This is a genomic window from Nitrospirota bacterium, assembly GCA_030645475.1.
Classification (GTDB): domain Bacteria; phylum Nitrospirota; class Nitrospiria; order Nitrospirales; family Nitrospiraceae; genus Palsa-1315.
Genome location: JAUSMA010000014.1, coordinates 110,154 through 132,587, shown reverse-complemented (window position 1 = coordinate 132,587; position 22,434 = coordinate 110,154). Strand labels below are relative to the sequence as shown.

Below are 22,434 nucleotides of genomic sequence, written 5' to 3'. Positions count from 1 at the left end.
CTTTACTGACAGTTTCGTTTCACGTTTCACGTTTCACGCTTCACGGGTTGGTATGTTGACCAAACGGATTATTCCCTGTCTCGATGTCAAAGACGGTCGCGTCGTCAAAGGCGTGAGCTTTGTGAATTTGCGCGATGCGGGAGATCCGGTCGAAGTGGCCACGGCCTACGATCGCGAAGGCGCAGATGAACTCTGTTTCCTCGATATCACGGCCTCCCATGAGAATCGCAAAACGATCATCGATGTGGTCGAACGGACGGCGGCGCGGGTGTTTATGCCGTTGACCGTTGGCGGAGGCGTGCGAACGCTTGAGGATATCCGTGCCCTGTTGAATGCTGGCGCTGATAAGGTGAGTATTAATACGGCGGCAGTTCAACGGCCAGAATTTGTGAAGGAAGCGGCGGAGCGATTCGGGACACAATGTATCGTCGTGGCGATCGATGCCAAGCATCGTACCGCGCCGGTAGCAGGGTGGGAAGTCTTCACCCATGGCGGTCGTAAGTCGACCGGCTTCGATGTCGTTGAATGGGCGAAGAGGATGGCCCAGTATGGGGCCGGTGAGATCTTACTTACGAGTATGGATCAAGATGGGCAGCAGCAGGGGTATGACCTCGCGCTCACGTCCGCAGTATCGGAGACCGTCTCGATTCCGGTGATTGCGTCGGGCGGTGTGGGAAATTTGGAGCACCTCTATGATGGATTCGTCAGAGGCAAGGCGGATGCGGTCCTGGCCGCGTCGATTTTCCATTTCCGCACTCACACGATTCAGGAAGCGAAAGCCTATCTTCGTCAGAAGGGAGTTGCGGTTCGATAATGGATGTTGAACGATTGAAATTCGATACGCAGGGGCTCATTCCGGCAGTCGTGCAGGATTGGCGAGATGGCACGGTCCTGATGGTGGCCTACATGAACCAGGAGGCGCTGCAAAAGACCCTCGACACGAAGTCGGTGCATTTCTGGAGTCGGTCGCGTAAGGCGTTATGGGAGAAGGGTGAGACCTCGGGGCACAAGCTGCAGCTCAAGGATCTATTTTTCGATTGTGACGGCGATGCCCTGCTCGTGAAGGTCGAGCCAGTCGGTCCGACCTGCCATACGGGTGAGCGGGCCTGTTTCTTTTCCCGTCTGGATTCTCCTGAGACGAAAACGTCTGAGTCCTGGGGGGGAATTCTGGAGCGCCTCTACCAGATGATCGAAGAGCGGAAGCGTCAGCCCTCAAGCGAATCGTATACTTCCAAACTGCTGCAAGGCGGAGTCGATCGTATTTTGAAGAAAGTCGTCGAGGAAGCCGGGGAAGTGGCAATTGCCGGCAAGGGTGGGAGGAAGGACGAAATCGTCTATGAAACGGCGGATCTGTTATTCCATACATTGGTAGCTTTGGGGCACCACGGCATCACGCCGCAGGAAATCTATCAAGAGTTGGCGACTCGGTTCGGTAAGTCTGGCTTGAGAAAGGAGCCAACTTCATGAGCGAATGCCTCTTTTGCAAGATTGTGGCGAGAACCATTCCTGCCGCACTTGTGTACGAGGACGATCTGGTGGTCGCGTTCGAGGATATCAATCCCCAGGCTCCGACGCATACGCTCGTCATTCCCAGAAAACATGTGACCTCGATTGCTGAACTGCAAGACTCAAACATCGAGCTGCTCGGGCGCTTGATGCTGGCCGGTAACAAGGTCGCGAAACTGAAGGGGATTACCGAGTCCGGGTACCGATTGGTCGTCAATACCGGTGCGCATGGCGGACAGAGTGTGTTTCATCTGCATCTTCATGTGTTAGGCGGGCGCCATCTTGCCTGGCCTCCCGGCTAGCCTGTTCCCACCACGTTGACAGATTTCTTTCCCGTCTGCTACCCTGAACGGTCTATTTTACGACCACTTACGTTTACTGTCCTCACCGGTGTCAGGTGGGGGAATAGGAGCTGCGACTCCCGTGGGCCGAGGTCTGATTTCTGAAGACGTAATCAATCAAGTCAGAGATCGGGTCGATATCGCGGAGGTGGTTGGCCATCACGTGAGTTTGACCCGGGCCGGCCAGAACATGAAAGGTCTCTGTCCCTTCCATCAGGAAAAATCGCCCTCCTTTACGGTGAGCCCGTCTCGCCAGATTTTTCATTGTTTCGGCTGTGGTGCGGGCGGCAACGTGTTTGCGTTTTTGATGCGGATCACCGGCGCGAATTTTCCCGAGACGGTCCGTGACCTTGGGCAGAAGTTTGGAATTGTCGTGCCCGAGAGCGGGCCGAATGCCGGGCCTCAGGCCGCACAGATGAGCCGTCTCGAGCCACTGAACCGGGCAGTGACGGCATGGTTTCAGCAGAATTTACGAAATGGATCGGCTGGCGCGACGGCGCGGGATTACCTGGCGAGCCGAGGCATTCAGGCTGGGACAATCGAGCGGTTTGAAATTGGCTATGCGCCGTCTGAGTGGGACGGGCTTATTAAGGCGCTGAGTCAACAGGGTTTTGCGCAGAGTGATTTAGCCGCTGCGGGATTGACGGTGGCGAGAGAGCAGGCGTCCGGGTCCTATGACCGGTTTCGCGCCCGTGTGATGTTCCCCATTACGGATCTGCGCAAGCGGGTTGTCGGTTTTGGTGGTCGCATTCTTGGCGAGGGGACCCCGAAATACCTGAACTCTCCGGATACTCCCTTGTTCAAGAAGGGGCAGACACTCTACGCGTTAGACCTTGCGCGTGAAGCCGTAGCCAGGCTAAAGACGGTGATCGTCGTGGAAGGGTATTTTGATGCGGTCGCCCTTCATCAAGCCGGATTGACCCATACGGTTGCGACGCTGGGAACCGCACTGACGGCGGAGCACATTCAGGTATTAAGACGGTTTGCTTCGAAGGTCGTCCTATTATTCGATCCGGATCAGGCCGGGGTTCGTGCTGCATTGCGGGGGCTCGATCTGTTCGTGAATAGTGGGCTTGGCGTGAAAGTTGTCTCGTTGCCGGCAGGCGAGGACCCCGATACGTATGTGAGGAAGGAAGGGCCGGAGGCGTTTGCACGGCTGGAAGAGCAGTCTCCGAGCCTCCTGGATTTTGCGCTCGAACATAGTTTGAGTACGACCGATTCCAGTACGATCGAAGGGCGAATCCGCAGCGTGGACGATGTGCTGCGGATTCTGCAAAAGAGTGAGCACCCGATCGAACGAGAGGAACGGATTCGTGTGGTGGCCGAGCGATTGGGGATTAGTCAGCAACGATTGATCGAGCGGTATCCAGCGCTGGTACAGTCGGAAGGCCGCCGACCGGCGACGGCTCAACCGGCCAGTCCCTCACCGGCGACATTCAAGGGTGTGAGCGAAGAGCGAGATTTGGTGTATTTGCTATTGCACGGGCATTTGACCGCTGCCGATGTGCAACGGCTGCGGCCCGAGGCCTTTTCGGTTCCGGCCTGTCGAATCCTCGTCGAGGCGGCGTTGACCCATCTCGATCGGGATGGCCGAGTTGGACTCAGGTTGCTGCTCGATGCGGTGGCCGATCATCCGGATTGCGGGTCGCTGGCGACTGAGTTGTCTGTGCGGGAAGACCATTTTGACGATGTGCCGGCCCACGTTGCGGGCTGTTTAGAGACCTTGGAGCGGAAGCGGGCCGAGGCCGCGTTTCGAGATTTGACTGCGCAACTCAAAGCCGCCGAACGGGAGGGCCGTGGAGAGGATGCGCGGATACTGAATGCACAAGTGAATGAATTGAGCATGCAAAAGGCCAATCGGCCTGCAACCGGGATATTGTCCTTAGTGAAGGAGTAGTCATGGCGAAACAAGAGTTACTCGGCGAAGTAAAAAAGCTAATCGCGATCGGAAAAGAGAAAGGCTTTTTGACCTACGACGAGTTGAATAGCACGTTGCCTGCAGAAGTGGTGTCTTCCGAGCAATTCGGCAGCATCATGACGATGTTTGGCGAAATGGATATCGAGATCGTCGATGCGCCGGAGGGGGAGCGGATTAAAAAGGCCCGGGATGCCGAGGAGTTGAGCGATGACGCCGAGGGGGCCGACTCCGGATCCGGTGCCGGGGATGAGAACGAAAAGGAAGAAAAAGATGAGAAGGACGAGAAGGAAATCGATTTAACTCCAGGCGCACTCAGCCGGACAGACGATCCGGTTCGACTCTATCTCAAAGAGATGGGCAGTGTGGCGCTCTTGAGCCGTGAGGGGGAAATCGAGATCGCCAAACGCATCGAAGAGGGGAAGAACAACATTGCGTCGGTCATCTATGGGATGCCGATGACGATCGAGTTCGTTCTCGCGCTGCGCGATCAGCTGAAGAACGGGACTATCGATGTGCGCGAGATCGTCCCGATCGTCGAGACCGAGGAAGAAATCGAGGAAGAGCAAATCCAGCGGGACTACGAAGAGCTTCGAGTCAAGACCCTCGAAGGGCTGAACTCCGTCCGGAAAATCTCGACCTCGCTGAAGAGTCTCTATGAAGTGGCGCGGACGGCCAACAGCGATCCAGCGAAACAGAAGAAGATCAAGAAGCAGATCGATACGATTCGCGATCAGGTCGTGGAGAAGATGGAGTCCGTCAACCTGCATGGCGTGTTGAAGGATCGGATGGTGCAGCGTGTGCGGGAGTTGGCGATTCAGATTCGCACGGCGGAGCGTGAGATCGTCAGTTGTCAGCGTCGGCTTGGGATCAGCGGAGAGGCCGGAGCGGAGGCCCTGAAAAAGCTGTGCCGCGACCGGAAAGATTTTCTCGCGGTCAAACGCAAGACGAGCTGTACCGAGGAAGCGCTTGAGGACATTAAAAACGTCTATCAGGCGGCGAAGGGCCGGATTCGAACGCTCGAGACCGAAGAGGCTCTCGTGTCCGCGGAAGAGATTAAGGATGCAGTTAAGCATCTGGACGTGGCGGAGGAAAAGGTCAAGCGCGGGAAAGCCGAGCTGGTGGAGGCGAATCTTCGTCTCGTGGTCAGCATCGCCAAGAAGTATACGAACCGCGGTCTCCAGTTCCTCGACTTGATCCAGGAAGGCAATATCGGCCTGATGAAGGCGGTCGATAAATTCGAGTACAAACGCGGCTACAAGTTCAGCACCTATGCGACATGGTGGATCCGCCAGGCGATTACTCGTGCGATCGCCGATCAAGCCAGGACGATCCGTATCCCCGTGCATATGATCGAGACGATCAATAAGTTGATTCGGACCTCTCGCCATCTGGTTCAGAAGCTTGGTCGTGAACCGACGCCGGAAGAAATTGCCGACCGCATGGATTTGCCCCTGGACAAAGTGCGGAAGATCTTGAAGATCGCGCGTGAACCGATATCGCTGGAGACCCCGATCGGAGAGGAAGAGGACAGCCATTTGGGCGATTTTATCGAGGACAAGAAGGCCGTGTCTCCTCTGGAGGCGGCGATTCGGTATGACCTCCAGCGCCAGATCAATAGTGCGCTAGAGACACTCACGCCTCGTGAAGAGAAGGTCTTGCGGAAGCGGTTCGGTATCGGCGAAGCCACCGACCATACCCTCGAAGAGGTTGGTCAGGATTTCGAAGTCACCCGCGAACGTATCCGGCAGATCGAGGCCAAGGCCTTGCGTAAGCTGCGCCACCCGAGTCGGAGCAAGAAGCTTCGCAGCTTCGTGGAAACACTCTGATGCCATGTGGGGGGTCCGAGTGATTTGACTCCGCTCCCTGTGCAGCCTAGAATCACCCGTTGTTGTCTGCGGGGCAGGCGCGACAGAGTCATCCGCCTGATCGGGCCCATAGCTCAGGTGGTTAGAGCGGCTGACTCATAATCAGCTGGTCCTAGGTTCAAGTCCTAGTGGGCCCACCAGCAGGGGCATAGAACTCAATAGATTGAGACCGTTGTGCAGAACAACAGTTAGAGGAGTGCGTTGAACCATAATCTTTCCCCCCTGATCGCGCTGCAAAAGTTGGATCTCCGAATCATGGAGATCAATAATCAACGTCGAAAGATTCCTGAACGACTCAACGCGGTTGAAACCCCGCTTCGAGAGGCCAAGCAGCTTCTCCAGGAGACCAATGCCGCGCTAGAGACTGTGGTCAAAGAGCGGCGGTCGCATGAAAAGGATCTCGAGGTTCACGAAGCCCATACTGAAAAGATGAAATCGCGGCTGTCTGAGCTGAAATCCAACAAGGAATATCAGGCTCATCTGTTTGAGATCGAGGTGGCCAACAAGAAGAAAGGCGACTTCGAAGAGAAAATTCTGCTCTGTATGGAGAAAGTCGAGCAGCTGCAGCAGACCGCCAAAGAAGCGCAAGAGAAGCTGGCCGTCGTCGAGAGGGTCTTTACTCAAGAGAAAAAGATCTCTGACGAATTAGAGAAAAAGATCGCAGCTGAGCTAGCGGATCTTGAAGGACAGCAGCAAGCCCATTCCGCTCATGTCGAGAAGGGGCTGCTCAGGCGGTATACGGCGATCAAGACGGCGGGGAAGGATCAAGCCCTCGCTGAGATTAAAGATGGAACCTGCTCCGGGTGCCGCTTGCAACTCGCCCCGCAACTGATTTCAGAAGTGAAGCGCTCGCAAGACCTTCAGACCTGCCCCTATTGTCGTCGGATGCTCTACTGGGATGGGCAAATTCCTGAGGTGGCACATCCGGGGCCCGATCCCGACAAGAGCTCCATCCTTGAGATCGGCGAGTCGGTTTAGTCCGTTTTCCCCAGTACCGACTGAGTCGTTTTAAAGTGCAGCTTCGCGACCGACCCTAAGCGCTCTTCCCCATGCTTCTTCACAATCATCCGTCCGGCCAGTTCAACGGCGGGTGATGCGCCTTTCGGCAGCGTCGTACCGATCTCGTCCGAGAGCCGTTTCAATCGGAGCAGGAATTCGGCACGGGCGAGGATCGAGGCCGCAGCCACGGCCAGATCGGACTCAGCTTTATGCCGTTGCTCGAGTAGGATGGTGCGCCCTTTCTCTTGGAGCACATTCAGAATCAGTCGCTCGTCGCCAAACTGGTCTGCAATCGCGCGGCTGCAGGAAACCTTTTCCAGTAATGTCTCCAGCGCTTTCGCATGGCCCCAGGCCAGCAGGCGATTCAAATTCCGGATTTTCGCATAGAGTTCGTTGTATCGTTGTGGGCCGATCGCGATAATGCTGTGGGGGCAAATCATCCGGATATCGGGAGCCATGTCGAGGATACGTCCGTCGGAGATCTTCTTGCTGTCCCGAACGTTCATGAGGGCTAGTTCGGCCTGCGTCGTCGCGTCGACGAAGACAGCGGCAATGACGAGAGGACCAAAATAATCTCCCTTGCCGGACTCATCGATACCGATCCGCTCTATCTTGGCTGTTGCTGTTGTCGTGGCCACAGGCTTGTCACTCAAGTAGAGATTTTCATTGCGGCGCGGTAATCTAACAGAGCCTCAAGGGACGGTCAATTTTTACACTCGTAGACGACGGGTGATTTTTAGGAGGAAGTGCGATGCAGGCATGGACGTCCTTCTTGCACAGAGGATTGTTGGTGGTGGCGGGATTCGGACTGCTGGCGGTCAGCGGATGCGAGACGAATCCCTATACGGGTCGGTCACAGTTGCTGATCACATCCGTGCCACAAGAAATGCAGATGGGCGCGCAGGCCTATAGTCAGGTGAAGACCGACCCCAAGCTTCGACAGTCGCAAGATCCTCGAGAGATTGAGCCAGTGAAGCGGGTAGCTGCACGAATTATTGAGGCTGCGAAACGTTCAAAATATGCTGAAATGGCCCAGCAGTTTCAGTGGGAAGTGATCGTCATCAAAGACGATAAAACCATGAATGCCTTCGCATTACCCGGAGGCAAGATTGCGGTTTATACAGGAATTTTCCCAGTGGCACGGACTGAGGCTGGATTGGCAGCGGTCATGGGACATGAAGTTGTGCATGCGCTTGCCCGTCACGGGGCCGAACGGATGAGCCAGGGGCAATTGACGAATGCGGCCTTACAGGTGGCTGGAGCCGCGGCAGGAGCGGCTGGCGGCGGCGGGATGATGTCTCAAGCCGCAATGGCGGCGCTTGGTGCGGGTGCCCAGGTAGGAGTCTTGTTGCCGTTCAGTCGGAAGCATGAATCGGAAGCGGACTACATCGGAATTCTCCTTGCTGCCGATGCGGGGTACGATCCACGTGAGTCCGTGTCCCTTTGGGAGCGGATGGCGCAGTTGTCGGGCGGTGGTGGTCCTTCAGAGTTCATGTCGACTCATCCGAGTAATGAGACCAGAATCGATCAGCTGAAACAGTGGATGCCGGAGGCGATGGGGATTTTCCAATCGAAACAGGCTGCGCAGGCCTTGGCATTGCCGACGCTGCGCTAATTCAGTCTTCTGGCAGGACACGTTTGCTTCGGATGGCAGGAGCATAAGGGTACGGACTTGCATCCGTGGTGTCCCCTTTCTATACTCTGATCGCGCGAGGGAGAAGACCGGGTGATCGCTTGGGGCGGCAACGCTCTTAGAGGAAAGTCCGGACTTCATGGGCAGGGCGCTGGGTAACTCCCAGGCGGAGCGATCCGACACCAGCACCACAGAGAACAAACCGCCGATGGCCAAGGCGATGAGGTGCAAATCTTGTCGCTGAGGATCAGGTAAGGGTGAAACGGCGGGGTAAGAGCCCACCGCGGTGGTGGTAACATCACTGGCACGGTAAGCGTCGCCCGATGCAAGGCCAAATAGGAAGACATCTGTCGGCTTTCCTCGGAGAGTCGGCGACCGGCTGGCCCGGCCGAGGTCTTCGGGTAGGTCGCTTGAGGTTCGAGGCAACTCGGATCCCAGAGAAATGATCACCCCCGCTTGGGACCACATCCCAGACGGGACAGAATCCGGCTTATAGGTCTTCTCCACCGCGCTTTTTTTATCGCTCGACGGAGCTCCCCCTCTGTCACTTTCCCTGAGAAGTGTTCGACCTCGTCGATGAGGACGACGGGAACTCTCGATCCATAACGTTCCGTCAAAGCGCTATCGCCCTCAACGTCCACTTTTTTTGTGGTGATGTTCAGCTCTGCCTGGAGATGCACTGCGATACGGAAGATGACATGGCAGAGATGGCAGTCTTCACGAGAGAGAATGGTCACATGGACTGGCATGTTCATGGAGTGACGACTCAGGGCCAACAGCATGTGCTGGATGATTTGAACGATATCATGTGGGGAGGGAGACTGTCAGCGAGCAGTGGGCGTGGTATGCCGCACTATTGACGCGATGAAATATGTGATGCTAGGATCATACATCTTTATCCCTGATTTTTCAGAACGTTCTGAGTTATCATGGGATTCGTGTCCGGTCTATTTAGGATAAGCCGCAACGCCGCCTATCGTGCCGATTCCTCCGTTCGGTTTTCACCGGCGGGATGGATGGAGGTTCTATCATGAAGCTCACAGGTGCTGAAATCCTCATCGAATGCCTCAAGCGGGAAGGCGTGAAAACGGTTTTTGCGCTTCCCGGTGGTGTCGTATTGAAGATTTTCGACATGCTTCACCAGCAGAAAGATATTGAGGTGGTCCTCACTCGTCATGAACAGGGTGCGGGCCATATGGCGGAAGGCTATGCTAAGGCAACAGGTAAGGCTGGGGTCTGTCTTGTGACCTCAGGGCCAGGCATGACCAATGTCATCACGGCGTTGGCTGATGCCTACATGGATTCGGTGCCGATGGTCTGCTTTACCGGGCAAGTGCCGACGAGCCTGATTGGGAATGACGCATTCCAAGAAGCGGACAATATCGGCTTGAGCCGTCCTTGCACCAAGTACAACTTTCTCGTGAAGAATGTCGCCGATTTGGCGACGACGATCAAAGAAGCGTTCTACATTGCGACGACAGGGCGTCCAGGTCCGGTGCTCGTCGACATTCCCAAAGACGTATCGATGGACAAGGCGGAATTTACCTATCCGAGTTCCGTCTCAATCCGCAGTTATAACCCCGTCTATGAAGGCAATAAGTGGCAGATTAAGCAAGCGGCTGAGGCCATGACGAAGGCGAAGAAGCCGATCCTGTACGTCGGTGGCGGCGTCATCTTCTCGGGTGCATCACAAGAGTTACTGGAGTTGGCTGAGCTGACCCATATGCCGGTCGACATGACCTTGATGGGTCTCGGGGCTTTCCCTGGCGAGCACCCTCAGTCCCTGGGTATGTTGGGCATGCATGGCACCTATTGTGCGAATATGGCGATGCATTATTCCGATCTGGTTGTGGCCATTGGGGCACGGTTTGATGATCGTGTGACGGGAAAGGTTTCTGAGTTTTGCCCGCATGCCAAGGTCATCCACATCGATATCGATCCGACCTCGATTCGGAAGAATGTGAATGTCGATATCCCGATCGTTGGCGATTGTAAGACCGTGCTTCGCGAGTTACTCCAGATTCTTCGTGCCACGGTGAACGGCGATCAACGCGAATTGCGCAAGCCTTGGTGGAATCAGCTTCGTGAATGGCAACAGGCCAATCCTCTTGCCTATCAACAGGCCGCTGATGGTCCGACCAAACCGCAGTACGTGATCAAGCGGCTCTATGAACTGACAAAAGATCTGGACCCGATTGTGTCGACTGATGTGGGGCAACATCAGATGTGGGCCGCCCAGTATTTTAAGTTGGCCAAGCCGAACCGCTGGTTGACTTCGGGGGGGCTTGGGACCATGGGGTTCGGGTTTCCTGCCGCCATGGGGGCGCAGGCGGCATTCCCAGGCCGGTTGGTGCTCTGTATCGCTGGCGACGGCAGTATCCAGATGAATATGCAGGAAATGGCGACAGCCGTCGTGCATAAGTTGCCGGTGAAGATTATCGTGCTCAATAACCGGTTTCATGGAATGGTCCGTCAATGGCAGGATCTTTTCTACGAAGGACGGTATGCGTCGAGCGATCTGGAAACAACGCCGGACTTTGTGAAGTTGGCGGAAGCCTACGGAGCTGTCGGTCTTCGGGCCAGTAAGCCTTCTGAAATCGATGATGTCTTGAAGGCAGCGATTGCCGTGAACAAGCCGGTGATCGTCGATGTGCCGACGTATCGATATGAGAACGTCTATCCGATGATCCCCGCCGGCGGTTGTAATCATGAGATGCTCCTGGAAGATCCTCCAGCCTTGAAAAGTAAGCAGGCAGGATCCGGGCAAGTGACGCCGAAGGATTCGGACACGATCCTCACGGCCTAAACGGTGTCGGAGTACAGATTGGGTATGGAACACATTATTTCGATAACGGTAGAGAATAAGTTTGGCTCGCTGTCTCGCGTCGCCGGCTTGTTCAGCGGTCGTGGGTTCAACATCGAAAGTCTCTCCGTGGCGCCGACGCTCGATCCGTCCATGTCGCAGATGACCATCGTCACCTCCGGAGACGATCGGATCATCGAACAGATCGTGAAACAGCTCAACAAACTGATCGACGTCATCAAGGTCGTGGATTTGAATGAGAGCGATTTTGTCTCGCGGGAGACTGCACTCATCAAAGTGCATACGCGGCCGGAAGATCGCGCAGAAGCGTTACGGATTGCCGATATTTTCCGGGCCAATGTCATCGACTCCACACCGGCAACCTACACGATTGAAGTGACCGGGGATCCTCACAAGATCGAAGCGATCATCAACCTGCTGCAACCACTCGGCATCAAAGAGCTCACCAGGACCGGACGGGTCGCGGTCGCCCGTGAGTCGATTCGCTCGACGAGCCTGCAGACGAAAAAAGTTGCCCGCGAATAGGCGTCACCTCGGACCCAATCGTCCCATCAGTTTCCTGATACGACTATTACCCAAGGAGTGAGCGATGAAGATTTACTACGATAAAGATGCCGATATTCAACAGATCAAGAACAAGAAAGTCGCCGTGATCGGGTACGGGAGCCAGGGACACGCCCATGCGCTCAACATGAAGGAGAGCGGTGTGAGTGTGGTCATCGGGTTGCGCGAAGGCGCTTCCTGGAAGAAGGCGGAGCAAAGCGGGCTAAAAGTCATGCCGGTGGCCGATGCCGTGAAGGCATCCGATGTCGTGATGATTCTTGCGCCGGACGAAGCGCAGGCGGCCATCTACCGGCAGGATATTGCCCCGAATCTGAAACCGGGCTCTTATCTCGCGTTCGGCCATGGCTTCAACATTCATTTCGGACAGATCGTGCCACCGGCTACAACCAATGTATTCATGGTCGCGCCCAAAGGGCCTGGCCATCTTGTTCGATCGGAATATGCAAAAGGCAGTGGGGTGCCCTGCTTGCTCGCGATCCATCAGGACCCAAGTGGAATGACCAAACAGATTGGCCTTGCCTATGCCAGCGCCATCGGGGGCGGGCGGGCAGGTGTGATCGAAACAAATTTTCGAGAGGAAACCGAGACGGACCTATTCGGCGAGCAAGTGGTGCTCTGCGGGGGGCTGACCTCTCTGATTCAGGCCGGGTATGAAACGTTGGTGGAAGCCGGGTATTCGCCTGAAATGGCCTATTTCGAGTGCCTGCATGAAGTGAAATTGATCGTGGACCTGATCCACCAGGGCGGGATTGCCAACATGCGCTATTCCATCAGCACGACGGCCAAGTTTGGAGATATTACCCGCGGCCCCAGGATTGTGACGGAGCAGACGAAGCAGGAGATGAAGAAGATTTTAGGCGAAATCCAGGATGGCAAGTTTGCCAGAGAATGGATCCTGGAGAACCAGGCCAACCGTCCGGTCTACAATGCATTGCTGGCGAAGGGTGAAGCCCATCCGATCGAAGAGGTCGGGGGACGGCTGCGGGCGATGATGCCCTGGCTGAAGAAAGACCAACTGGTCGATAAAAACAAAAACTAAGAAAGAATTGAGGTCTTTGTGGCAGATCGTGCCGTCGGCATCCCGTTTGCCAAAGAAGGAATTCCCTTCATCGGGGCTGCTGTTGGCGTTACACTGCTAGCAGGAATGCTTGGTTGGGCTTTCATCGCGGTGGGTGGGGCGATTCTGACGCTGTTTGTCGCCTGGTTTTTCCGCAACCCCCATCGAGTGATCCCTCAGGGGCCTCGTCTCCTCGTGGCATCCGGTGACGGAAAAGTCATCGCCATCGAAGAGGAGTTCGAACCTCGATTCATCAAGGATCGCAGCATCCGCGTCACCATCTTCTTGAACGTATTCGATGTGCATATTAATCGGATTCCCTGCGAAGGGGTCGTCGAGGAGGTGCAGTATCAGCCGGGTTTGTTTCTCGTGGCCAGCAGACCTGATGCCACGTTGCGAAACGAACAAAATGCGTTAATGATTCGGACGGCTCAGGGCGCAAAGGTGCTTTGTGTGCAGGTGGCCGGATTAATTGCCAGGCGGATTGTCTGTTGGATTTCAGCCGGGGATCGGGCCATACTCGGTGAGCGGTTTGGGCTGATTCGATTCGGATCGCGGATGGATACGTTTCTTCCTCTCGGGACGGTTCTGAAAGTTGCAGTCGGCGATCGAGTCAAAGGTGGCCAAACCATCTTGGGAGAATTGCCATGAAAACTACTGCGCTGCGTCAATCATTCGGCAGAGATGGGAAACGGCGTAAGGCCGCCATGCACCTGATTCCGAATCTGTTCACGACAGGGAATCTGCTCTGCGGTGTCTTTTCGATATTATCGGTGTTCAATGCGAACTACATGGTCGCAGCCGTCGCCATTCTGGTGGCTATGATCTTCGACGTGCTTGATGGAAAGTCGGCGCGGTTAACGAACAGCACCAGCCATTTCGGTCTCGAATACGACTCGTTGTCAGACGTGGTGTCGTTCGGAGTCGCCCCCGGCCTCTTGATTTACTCTTGGGCCCTGAGCGGACAGGGGACATTTGGTATTGCGGTGATGTTTGCCTATGTCGCGATGGGGGCAGTTCGGTTGGCTCGATTTAATTCGACTGTCGCTACGTCGGACGGCAAGTATTTTACCGGGCTCGCCATTCCTGCGGCGGCGGGGGTCGTGGCTTCACTCGTGATTTTCGATCACTATAGCGTCAGGATTGGTACGGAAGTGAAGCCTCTTCTGGTCCTGATTGTGACCCTGACTCTTTCATTCTTGATGGTCAGCACCATTAAGTATCGAAGCTTTAAAGATCTGAAGTTTCGCGGCGGGCGGCACATTACGTATCTCGTGTGGGGAATTCTCGCACTCATGCTCGTCGCCGCCTGGCCCCCGGTCATGTTGTTTGTCATATTCGCCGGGTATGCCTTGCTCGGTCCGGCAGAACGGCTCGTCGGGCTTGTTGCAAAAATGTCCGGGAAGCGTTCACCGGCCAAGACCGAGCAGTCAGTCTGAATTGAATTGTTCGTGGCTGCGACGAGGAGTAGTACGCGATTCGCATAGCAGTGAGAGAGCTGGTGAATGGTGCAAACCAGCCTGTGCGGCGCCGAACTCGCCTCTGAGCCAGAATCCGTGAAACCCGAGTAATGGATTCCGTTTCGCCCCCGTGACCGGGCGCAATGAAGGGTCGTGAGCAGCGAGCGCGTTGTTCATGGCTAAATCAGGGTGGTACCACGGAGCTTCTCAAGCCTCCGTCCCTGGGCGTAGGGATGGAGGTTTTTTTATTTGAGATTGCTGAAAATGCTTTCCCTCAGCGTTCTCGGTCGCGTGCCTCCCTGCGACGTACCCTACGGGTACGCCTCAGTCGTCCCGCTTCCTGCGGCCTTGCGGGAAAAGTATTTTGAGCAATCTCACCAGAGAAGAGAGGTGAAGTCATGACCAGGATAATCAAAATTTTCGATACGACCTTGCGTGACGGAGAGCAATCTCCCGGCGCCAGCATGAATGTAGAAGAGAAGATCATGGTGGCGAAGCAGCTGGCGCGGTTAGGGGTCGATATCATCGAAGCCGGATTTGCATACAGTTCGCCCGGAGATTTTGAAGCGGTGCGGCGGATCGCGCAGGAGGTGGAGGGGCCGACGATTTGTAGCTTGGCGCGAGCACGCCCAGAGGATATCGATCGAGCCTGGGAGGCCTTAAAGGGGGCGCCAAAGGTCCGCATTCATACGTTTCTCTCGACGTCGGATATTCACTTGAAACATCAGTTTCGCATGACGCGAGACGAGGCGAAGAAGCGCGCGGTGGAGATGGTACAACGAGCGAGGGGCTATGTCGACGATGTGGAGTTTTCTCCTATGGATGCCAGTCGCTCCGATCCCGCCTATCTCTATGAGGTCATTGAAGCGGTGATTGCCGCAGGAGCCGGGACGATCAATATTCCCGATACGGTCGGTTATGCGGTGCCACAAGAGTTTGGACGGCTTATTCGAGGTATTCGCGAGCAGGTGTCCAACAGTGCGAAGGCGGTGATCTCAGTCCATTGCCACAACGACCTCGGCCTTGCAGTGGGGAATAGTTTGGCTGCGGTGTTCGAAGGAGCGGGCCAGGTCGAGTGCACGATCAATGGGATCGGTGAGCGGGCAGGGAATACGGCGTTGGAAGAAATCGTCATGGGACTCAGGACCAGGAAAGACTTCTATCAAGCCGACACGAAGATTCATACCGAAGAGATTTCGAAGACCAGCCGATTGGTCAGCAAGATCACCGGCATGGTGGTGCAGCCGAATAAGGCGATCGTCGGGGCGAATGCCTTTGCCCATACGTCCGGCATTCACCAGGACGGGCTGCTGAAGGACAAGACGACCTATGAAATTATGAAGCCGGAGACGATCGGGCTGGTCGAGGGCAAGATGGTCATGGGGAAGCTTTCAGGACGGCATGCGTTTCGCCAGAGACTGGTAGAGCTGGGCTATACGCTCTCGGACGAAGAGGTGAACCACGCGTTCGAGCGGTTCAAGAAGCTGGCCGACCAGAAGAAGGAGATCTACGAAGAGGATCTCGAAGTGATTGTCTCCGAAGAGTTGATCAAAATGGCCGATCGGATCACCTTGAAGTCGTTCCATGCGGCCAGCGGAACGGATCAAGTACCGACCGCGACGGTCGAACTTGAGATCGACGGACGAACGATCGTTCAGACGGGGACAGGCGATGGGCCCGTGGATGCCGTCTATCGGACCATTGCCGCGATCACGCAGACGAAGAGCACGCTCCTCATGTATGTCGTGAAGGCGATCACGGGGGGGACCGATGCTCAGGGTGAAGTCTCGGTCAAGGTTCAAGAGGATGGGCGCACCGTATCGGGCCATGGAGCGGATACAGACATCATCATGGCGTCCGCCCGTGCCTATCTCAACGCGTTGAACAAGCTATTGTATTTGGCGGGAAAGCAGGCGCAGGGCGAGCAGAAGGTGAACTTGATTTAAGGAAAGTGGCCACGGTAAAGTCACCGGCTCCGGCCTGGAGGCGGGACTTTTTCGTTGGCTGTGAGGTGCGCGGTGGTTCATGTCACCCTGGGGGATCGGCCGGAGTTTCTGGCCGGCGATCACACCGTCCTCCGCGAGCTTCTGCATCCGGCGAAGCAGCCGCTCACACTTGGGTATAGCCTGGCGCATGGAACCTTGGCTCCAGGCGGTCGGTCGAAATGGCACAGGCTGACCTCGTCCGAGGTCTACTACATCATCGCCGGTCGAGGAATATTGACGGTGGACGATTCGGCTGTCGCAGTTGAAGCCGGCGCCACTGTGTATGTGCCTCCAGGGGCTAGGCAGTCGTTAGAGAATAGTGGATCCACTGCCATCGAGTTTCTTTGCCTGGTCGATCCCGCTTGGCGGCTAGAGGATGAAGAAGTTCTGGAATAGAGGCTGATGCGTTCATCACGCGTAACGAGGGAGAGTGCTCTGTGAAGGCGAAGATTGCGGTATTAGCTGGCGATGGAGTAGGCCGAGAGATCGTTCCTGAAGCCGTGAAGGTGCTGAAGGCCATAGCTGAGAAGTTCCAGCATCAGTTCGAGTTCGTGTCCGGCGATGTCGGTGGCCAGGCCATCGACAAAGTCGGCGTCCCGCTTCCACAGGAGACGTTGACTCTGGCCAAACAGAGCGATGCCGTCTTGCTCGGTGCAGTCGGCGGCCCCAAGTGGGAAGGGCTGGAATACAGTTTGCGGCCGGAACGCGCGCTGCTGGGTTTGCGGGAACACCTGGGCCTCTATGCGAATTTGCGGCCGGCGAAGTTGTACCCGATGTTGGCCGATGCCTCCACGCTCAAACGCGAGGTCATCGAGGGCATCGACATCCTCGTCATCCGGGAACTGACGGGCGGCATTTATTTCGGGAAGCCGAAAGGTATCGAGAAGCTGCCGAACGGGAGCGAACGAGGGTTCAACACCGAGGTCTATACGACTGAAGAAATCGCGCGCATCGCGAAAGTGGCGTTCGAAGCGGCGAGAAAACGTCGGAGCAAAGTGATGTCCGTTGACAAAGCGAACGTGCTGGAGTCGTCCGAACTCTGGCGTCGAGTCGTCATCGAGACCCATAAGGGTTATCAGGATGTGGAGCTGAGCCATATCTATGTCGACAACGCCGCGATGCAGCTTGTCCGCAACCCGCGTCAGTTCGATGTGATGCTCTGCAATAATATCTTCGGCGATATTCTGAGCGATGAAGCGGCCATGTTAACCGGCTCCATCGGCATGTTGCCGTCGGCCAGTATCGGTGCGCAGGTCGGGCTGTTCGAACCGATTCACGGCAGCGCGCCGGACATTGCCGGAAAGAATGTCGCGAATCCCATCGCGACGATTGCCTCGGCGGCCATGATGCTGTCGTATGGGTTCAGGCTGGATCAGGAAGCGGCAGCCATCGAGCAGGCGATCGTGAAAACTCTCGAACTTGGTTATCGCACCAAAGATATTCATAGCCAGGGGACCCGTCTCGTCAGTACGACGGAAATGGGTGAGGCGATCTTGCGAAACCTGAACTAGCCAGGCTTGTGGACTCGATGACTGTACACCTCAACGTTGGATTGATTCGAACCCTCGCCGGCACCGGAGAGCCTGGCTGGTCCGGTGACGGAGCCGCGGCCCTCGCGGCCTGCCTCAATGAACCCAAGAGTCTGACTCTCGATGGAGAGGGGAACTTGTTCATTGCCGACTCTGAGAATCATGTCATTCGGAGGATCGACAGAAAGACCGGCTGCATCAGGACGGTTGCGGGCTGCGTCCAGGGCGTTGGACCGGAGGCTGCGCCAGTTCCGCCCCCTCCAGCAGCGGAAGGATCGAGCGCCGATCCTTTTGCCGAAAGCGACGCCGTCCATTCGCATGCGTTCACGCAACAGACCGACTTGAGCGGGACCGTTCGGTATGTCGTGGCTGGCACGGCGCAGGCAAAACGTTTCAGCGGAGACGGCGGCCCGGCCGATCACGCCCTGTTGAATTTTCCGACAGCGGTGGTGGTCGATCGGAGAGGGCATCTCTATATTGCCGATACGCTGAACCATCGAGTGCGGCGTGTGGATGCGGTGACGGGTGTGATCACGACGGTCGCGGGCCTTGGACAACCTCGATATTCCGGAGACGGGGGATTAGCCGTGGAGGCCGGCTTGAATGAACCGGTTGCCTTGGCCGTGAGTGATGCAGGCTACCTCTACATTGCCGATCAGAATAATAATCGCGTGAGGGCGGTCGATCTCGCGACCGGAGTGATTCGTACGGTCGCGGGGATGGGAACGGCTGCGTACAATGGAGACGGCATGGCTGCCACCGAAACCGGTCTGGCCGGTCCCGGCGGGTTGGCGCTGACGGCAGATGGCACGTTAGTCATTGCCGATAGCTTTAGTGGAAGGATTCGAGCGGTCGATCTCGGCACTGGCCTCATCAGCACCGTGGCGGGTGACGGTGGAGAGTATAAGTATCAGGGGCCGGATGAGCCGCCCAGCCGCAGTCTGTCACGGCCATCCGGAATCGTGTTGGACGAAGCGGGGAACCTGTTTTTTACCGATTCGGACAACCATCTGGTCCGCCGATGGGATCGCGCGACCGGACGTATTACGCGCATTGCCGGTGTTGGTGTGGCAAGCTATGGGGGCGACGATCGCGCGGCTCTCGACGCCAGCTTGAGTTACCCGTTTGGAATCGTGATGGCTCGTGCGGGGTATCTGTTCGTGGCCGATACGTTCAATCATCGTATTCGCGAGATCGCGCTGTAGGCAGGATCGAGGCTCAGAATGAAAAAGAAACAATCAGGGTATGTGGTGGCGATTGTCGGTGCGACCGGGGCAGTCGGGACTGAAATGATCGAGGTGCTAGAGGAGCGAGAGTTTCCCGTCTCACGGCTGGTCCCTCTTGCATCGGCTCGTTCTGCCGGCGGCACGGTGACATTCCAAGAGAAGGAGATCCCGATTGAAGTCTTGACGAAGGATTCGTTTGCCGGCGTGGACATCGCGCTCTTTTCTGCCGGGGCGGAGCTCAGCCGAGAGTTCGCGCCGATTGCGGTGAAGGCCGGTGCGGTGGTGATCGATAACAGCGCAGCCTGGCGGATGACTCTTGAGGTGCCGCTGGTGGTGCCTGAGGTGAACCCGCACGATATCCCACGGCATAAGGGCATCATTGCCAATCCGAACTGTTCCACGATTCAAATGGTCGTGGCCTTGAAACCCCTCCATGATCGGGCCAGGATTAAACGAATTGTCGTGACGACCTTTCAATCCGTGTCCGGCACGGGGAAGGATGCCATGGATGAGTTGATGACGGAGTGCCAAGACCTGTTGAGCTTCAAAGAGGCGAGTCCCAAGGTCTATCCTTTTCAGATCGCCTTCAACTGCTTGCCGCAGATCGATGACTTTCTTCCGTCAGGCTATACAAAAGAAGAGATGAAGATGCTCCATGAGACGAGAAAGATCATGGGCGATCAGTCGATTCAGGTGACGGCGACGACGGTGCGGGTTCCGGTGTATGTCGGGCATTCGGAAGCCATCAATATTGAGACTGAGAAAAAACTGTCGGTGAACGAGGCCCGCGCCATTCTGTCGACGGCGCCAGGCGTGTTGCTGTATGACGATCCGGCCCATCAGATCTACCCCATGCCGTTGGAGGTTGCGGGGAAGGACGAGGTCTATGTCGGCCGCATTCGTGAAGATGAGTCGATCTCGAACGGTCTCAATCTGTGGGTGGTGGCGGATAATTTGCGTAAAGGGGCCGCTCTCAATGCGGTGCAAATCGCTGAGCATTTGGCCAAAGGCTGATGGCTGAGTGGGGGAGTCTCGGGAAAGTCCTCGTGATCGTAGGGCTGTGCATCGCCTTGGCCGGTCTGTTGCTGTTGATCATCGATCCTGTTCCTGGAGCTGGGAGTCTCTTGGGATGGTTCGGGAAGTTGCCCGGGGACATCTCCATTCGGCGAGACAACTTCAGCTTCTCGTTTCCCCTCGCGACCAGTCTGCTCCTCAGCATCCTTCTGAGTCTGGTATTCTTTCTCGTATCATGGATATTTCGTCGGTGAAGTCATTCAAGGGTGCATTGTGCCAGGCTATCGCGGTCGGAGCCTGTCTTCTCGGCCTGTCCTCTGCCACGGAGGCTGCGCAGTCGATTCGTGTCCTGTTGTCAGCGAATGTCTCACAGTTCGATGTCCGTGCAGACCGCCCTCTGTGGGTGACGGATGCCAAAGGGCATAGCCAGACGCTGCGCACGTTGGTCCATGTTCAAGTCGGGGAGCATGGCTTCCTTTTGAACGGCGTCCCTGTGCCGACGGAGCGGTTGACGCTGCAGGGTGGAGAACAAGGCCTCACGTTGACCTTCCCGCGGCCTACCAGGAAGTCTCACGGGGCGGCGGTATCCTCTGGCGATTCCGGCGTGGCGATCTCGGTGGGTGGCCTTATTCACCTTGTGCGGAAAGGGAAAGGGTTTCTCGTTATCAACCGGGTCGATTTTGAAGAATACGTGAAAGGGGTCGTGCCAGCAGAGGTCAGTTCGGCCTGGCATCCTGAGATGCTGAAGGCCCAGGCGGTCGCGGCTCGAACCTATGCGCTCTATCAACAGATGTTGAGCGCGACACGCGACTACGACGTGGCGGCGACGGTGCAAGACCAAGTCTATCGGGGCAAGCAGGGGGTTGATGCCGGGATTCTTCGCGCAGTCGAAGACACTCGCGGGCTTGTCGTCACCTATGAGGATGCGCCGATCTATGCTGCGTTCTCATCGACGGCGGCCGGACTGACAGAAGATGCCATGAATGTGTGGTCCAAGGAGTATCCCTATCTGAAGGGCGTAGAATGTCCCTTTGACCTTGCCTCGCCCTACTATCAATGGAAATCCTCCTTCAAAGTCGATACTCTTGAACAGAACTTGCGGCAGCAGGGATTTTCCGTGGGAACGATTGCGACGATGACCCCGCTTTCATTCAGCCGCGGAGGGCGAGTCGCGACGCTGCGCATCCTGCACTCCGGGGGGGAGCTCATCCTTCGAGGCGAAGAGTTGCGGAAAGCGGTCGGCTACACCATTATCCCCAGTACGCAGTTTGCCATCGAGTCGATCGGGCGAGAGGTGGTGTTGTCGGGATTTGGTGCAGGGCACGCCGTCGGCATGTGTCAGTGGGGCGCAAAAGAACTGGCCGAGCTGGGGTACCCCTTCTCGACGATTCTTCGGTATTACTACCCCGGCACGGAATTGCAGAATATGACGTTGACTAAACCTCCGACCCCGCCGTCTTCCTGATGCAGCTCTCCGAGTTCGACTTTCCGTTCGACTCCTCGTTGATTGCGACGCATCCGGTTCTTCCACGCGATCATGCGAGGCTGCTCGTTCTGCAGCCGCACACACAGTCGCTTGCCCATCGACGCGTTGACGACTTGCCTGAGCTGCTTCAGCCCGGCGATCTCCTCGTGGTCAACAATACGAAGGTGTTGGCCGCGCGCGTGGTTGGACGGAAGCGTCCTTCCAGTGCGGAGGTCGAGATCCTTTTTGTGAAAGATCTTGGGGATGCGACATGGGAAGTGTTGATCAAGGGAACGTTTCGTCCAGGACAGACCATCGAGATGGATGCAGCGGCCTCTGCGGTGGTGATCGAGCGTGGCTCGGCCAGAACCACGGTGCGGGTGGAGAGTCCGGTTCCGTTCGTTGAATGGTTACGGGAGCATGGCCGAATGCCGCTTCCGCCCTATTTAAAACGAGCACCGACTGATCAAGATCGGGAATGGTACCAAACGCTGTTTGCGCAACATGAAGGTGCGATTGCCGCACCGACGGCCGGGCTCCATTTTACCGAGGAGTTGCTGGCAAGGCTGCAACGGCGAGGAATCGGTCTCACGAGCGTCACGCTCCATGTCGGTATCGGAACCTTCAAGCCGGTGAAGGTCGATCACATCGAAGACCATCAGATGGGCGCAGAATGGATCGAGGTTGGGGCAGAGGCGGTTCGTGCCATCGAACATGCGCGGGCGGCTGGTGGACGGATCGTCGCGGTCGGGACTACCGCGGTGCGTGCGCTCGAAACGGCGGCTCGTGCTGACGGCCAGGTCAGGCCCTATCGAGGCGAGACGGACATCTTCATGACGCCAGGGTATTCATTCAAGGTGATCGACGCGCTCTTCACGAATTTTCACCTGCCGCGCACCACATTGTTGATGCTGGTTTCCGCGTTGGCCGGGACGGAATTTCTTCGAGAGGCCTATGCCGAGGCAGTTCGCGAGCGGTATCGTTTTTACAGTTATGGCGATGCGATGCTGATTGTGTAGGCGGTGAGGGGCGATGGGCAAGCGGCTAG

Annotated in this window: 21 protein-coding genes, 1 tRNA gene and 1 other RNA gene; 22 read left to right on the top strand and 1 reads right to left on the bottom strand. The window is 56.5% G+C overall.

What is annotated here, in order from left to right:
• Positions 1 to 52 precede the first annotated feature (52 nt).
• The 7 genes from hisF to Q7U76_02475 all read left to right on the top strand — a co-directional run bounded on the left by hisF (position 53) and on the right by Q7U76_02475 (position 6,608).
• On the top strand, positions 53 to 814 hold the full coding sequence (gene hisF / locus Q7U76_02505; protein MDO8355247.1) for an imidazole glycerol phosphate synthase subunit HisF: 762 nt from the start codon (positions 53 to 55) through the stop codon (positions 812 to 814).
• Positions 814 to 1,467, top strand: coding sequence for a bifunctional phosphoribosyl-AMP cyclohydrolase/phosphoribosyl-ATP diphosphatase HisIE (gene hisIE, locus Q7U76_02500; protein MDO8355246.1), 654 nt, complete (start codon positions 814 to 816; stop codon positions 1,465 to 1,467). Before hisF ends, hisIE begins: the two co-directional genes overlap by 1 nt.
• The gene (locus tag Q7U76_02495; GenBank protein ID MDO8355245.1) at positions 1,464 to 1,808 is read left to right on the top strand and encodes a histidine triad nucleotide-binding protein; all 345 of its coding nucleotides are present in this window, start codon (positions 1,464 to 1,466) and stop codon (positions 1,806 to 1,808) included. The genes hisIE and Q7U76_02495 overlap by 4 nt, the downstream gene beginning before the upstream one ends.
• A gap of 121 nt (positions 1,809 to 1,929) precedes the next feature.
• The gene (dnaG, locus tag Q7U76_02490; protein MDO8355244.1) at positions 1,930 to 3,744 is read left to right on the top strand and encodes a DNA primase; all 1,815 of its coding nucleotides are present in this window, start codon (positions 1,930 to 1,932) and stop codon (positions 3,742 to 3,744) included.
• 2 nt (positions 3,745 to 3,746) lie between these two features.
• Complete coding sequence (gene rpoD / locus Q7U76_02485; GenBank protein ID MDO8355243.1) at positions 3,747 to 5,591, top strand: RNA polymerase sigma factor RpoD; 1,845 nt, start codon at positions 3,747 to 3,749, stop codon at positions 5,589 to 5,591.
• 102 nt (positions 5,592 to 5,693) lie between these two features.
• Positions 5,694 to 5,770: transfer RNA gene (locus tag Q7U76_02480), tRNA-Ile, on the top strand.
• A gap of 61 nt (positions 5,771 to 5,831) precedes the next feature.
• Positions 5,832 to 6,608: a C4-type zinc ribbon domain-containing protein gene (locus Q7U76_02475; protein ID MDO8355242.1), complete on the top strand. Its 777-nt coding sequence runs from the start codon at positions 5,832 to 5,834 to the stop codon at positions 6,606 to 6,608.
• Here the strand turns inward: Q7U76_02475 and rnhC are convergent.
• Positions 6,605 to 7,267, bottom strand: a complete 663-nt coding sequence (rnhC, locus tag Q7U76_02470) for a ribonuclease HIII (GenBank protein MDO8355241.1) — start codon at positions 7,265 to 7,267, stop codon at positions 6,605 to 6,607. The two genes, Q7U76_02475 and rnhC, sit on opposite strands and share 4 nt — an antisense overlap.
• A gap of 113 nt (positions 7,268 to 7,380) precedes the next feature.
• On the opposite strand from rnhC, the gene Q7U76_02465 reads away from it, so the two are divergent.
• From Q7U76_02465 to queA, 15 genes are all read left to right on the top strand, one after another.
• Positions 7,381 to 8,244, top strand: a complete 864-nt coding sequence (locus Q7U76_02465) for a M48 family metalloprotease (GenBank protein MDO8355240.1) — start codon at positions 7,381 to 7,383, stop codon at positions 8,242 to 8,244.
• Positions 8,245 to 8,343: 99 nt separating this feature from the next.
• Positions 8,344 to 8,771, top strand: an RNA gene (gene rnpB, locus Q7U76_02460) — RNase P RNA component class A.
• A gap of 521 nt (positions 8,772 to 9,292) precedes the next feature.
• Entirely contained in the window at positions 9,293 to 11,068 is a 1,776-nt protein-coding gene (gene ilvB / locus Q7U76_02455; protein ID MDO8355239.1) for a biosynthetic-type acetolactate synthase large subunit, read from the top strand.
• 24 nt (positions 11,069 to 11,092) lie between these two features.
• Positions 11,093 to 11,611, top strand: coding sequence for an acetolactate synthase small subunit (ilvN, locus tag Q7U76_02450; GenBank protein MDO8355238.1), 519 nt, complete (start codon positions 11,093 to 11,095; stop codon positions 11,609 to 11,611).
• A 64-nt stretch (positions 11,612 to 11,675) separates the two neighbouring features.
• Positions 11,676 to 12,689, top strand: coding sequence for a ketol-acid reductoisomerase (ilvC, locus tag Q7U76_02445; GenBank protein MDO8355237.1), 1,014 nt, complete (start codon positions 11,676 to 11,678; stop codon positions 12,687 to 12,689).
• An 18-nt stretch (positions 12,690 to 12,707) separates the two neighbouring features.
• Complete coding sequence (locus Q7U76_02440) at positions 12,708 to 13,358, top strand: phosphatidylserine decarboxylase family protein (protein MDO8355236.1); 651 nt, start codon at positions 12,708 to 12,710, stop codon at positions 13,356 to 13,358.
• Positions 13,355 to 14,146 (top strand): CDP-diacylglycerol--serine O-phosphatidyltransferase, encoded by a 792-nt coding sequence (gene pssA, locus Q7U76_02435; protein MDO8355235.1) that lies wholly within the window; start codon positions 13,355 to 13,357, stop codon positions 14,144 to 14,146. Before Q7U76_02440 ends, pssA begins: the two co-directional genes overlap by 4 nt.
• A 419-nt stretch (positions 14,147 to 14,565) precedes the next feature.
• Positions 14,566 to 16,113 carry a 2-isopropylmalate synthase gene (locus Q7U76_02430; GenBank protein ID MDO8355234.1) on the top strand — a complete coding sequence of 516 codons (1,548 nt, stop codon included), beginning with the start codon at positions 14,566 to 14,568 and terminating at the stop codon, positions 16,111 to 16,113.
• 72 nt (positions 16,114 to 16,185) lie between these two features.
• Positions 16,186 to 16,548 (top strand): cupin domain-containing protein, encoded by a 363-nt coding sequence (locus Q7U76_02425; GenBank protein MDO8355233.1) that lies wholly within the window; start codon positions 16,186 to 16,188, stop codon positions 16,546 to 16,548.
• A 41-nt stretch (positions 16,549 to 16,589) separates the two neighbouring features.
• Positions 16,590 to 17,663, top strand: coding sequence for a 3-isopropylmalate dehydrogenase (gene leuB, locus Q7U76_02420; protein ID MDO8355232.1), 1,074 nt, complete (start codon positions 16,590 to 16,592; stop codon positions 17,661 to 17,663).
• A 17-nt stretch (positions 17,664 to 17,680) separates the two neighbouring features.
• Positions 17,681 to 18,886 carry an SMP-30/gluconolactonase/LRE family protein gene (locus Q7U76_02415; protein MDO8355231.1) on the top strand — a complete coding sequence of 402 codons (1,206 nt, stop codon included), beginning with the start codon at positions 17,681 to 17,683 and terminating at the stop codon, positions 18,884 to 18,886.
• A gap of 18 nt (positions 18,887 to 18,904) precedes the next feature.
• On the top strand, positions 18,905 to 19,921 hold the full coding sequence (locus Q7U76_02410; protein MDO8355230.1) for an aspartate-semialdehyde dehydrogenase: 1,017 nt from the start codon (positions 18,905 to 18,907) through the stop codon (positions 19,919 to 19,921).
• Complete coding sequence (locus tag Q7U76_02405) at positions 19,921 to 20,175, top strand: DUF2905 domain-containing protein (protein ID MDO8355229.1); 255 nt, start codon at positions 19,921 to 19,923, stop codon at positions 20,173 to 20,175. The genes Q7U76_02410 and Q7U76_02405 overlap by 1 nt, the downstream gene beginning before the upstream one ends.
• Positions 20,157 to 21,386 carry a SpoIID/LytB domain-containing protein gene (locus tag Q7U76_02400; protein ID MDO8355228.1) on the top strand — a complete coding sequence of 410 codons (1,230 nt, stop codon included), beginning with the start codon at positions 20,157 to 20,159 and terminating at the stop codon, positions 21,384 to 21,386. Before Q7U76_02405 ends, Q7U76_02400 begins: the two co-directional genes overlap by 19 nt.
• Positions 21,386 to 22,405, top strand: a complete 1,020-nt coding sequence (gene queA / locus Q7U76_02395; GenBank protein ID MDO8355227.1) for a tRNA preQ1(34) S-adenosylmethionine ribosyltransferase-isomerase QueA — start codon at positions 21,386 to 21,388, stop codon at positions 22,403 to 22,405. The genes Q7U76_02400 and queA overlap by 1 nt, the downstream gene beginning before the upstream one ends.
• The last annotated feature ends 29 nt before the right edge of the window (positions 22,406 to 22,434 follow it).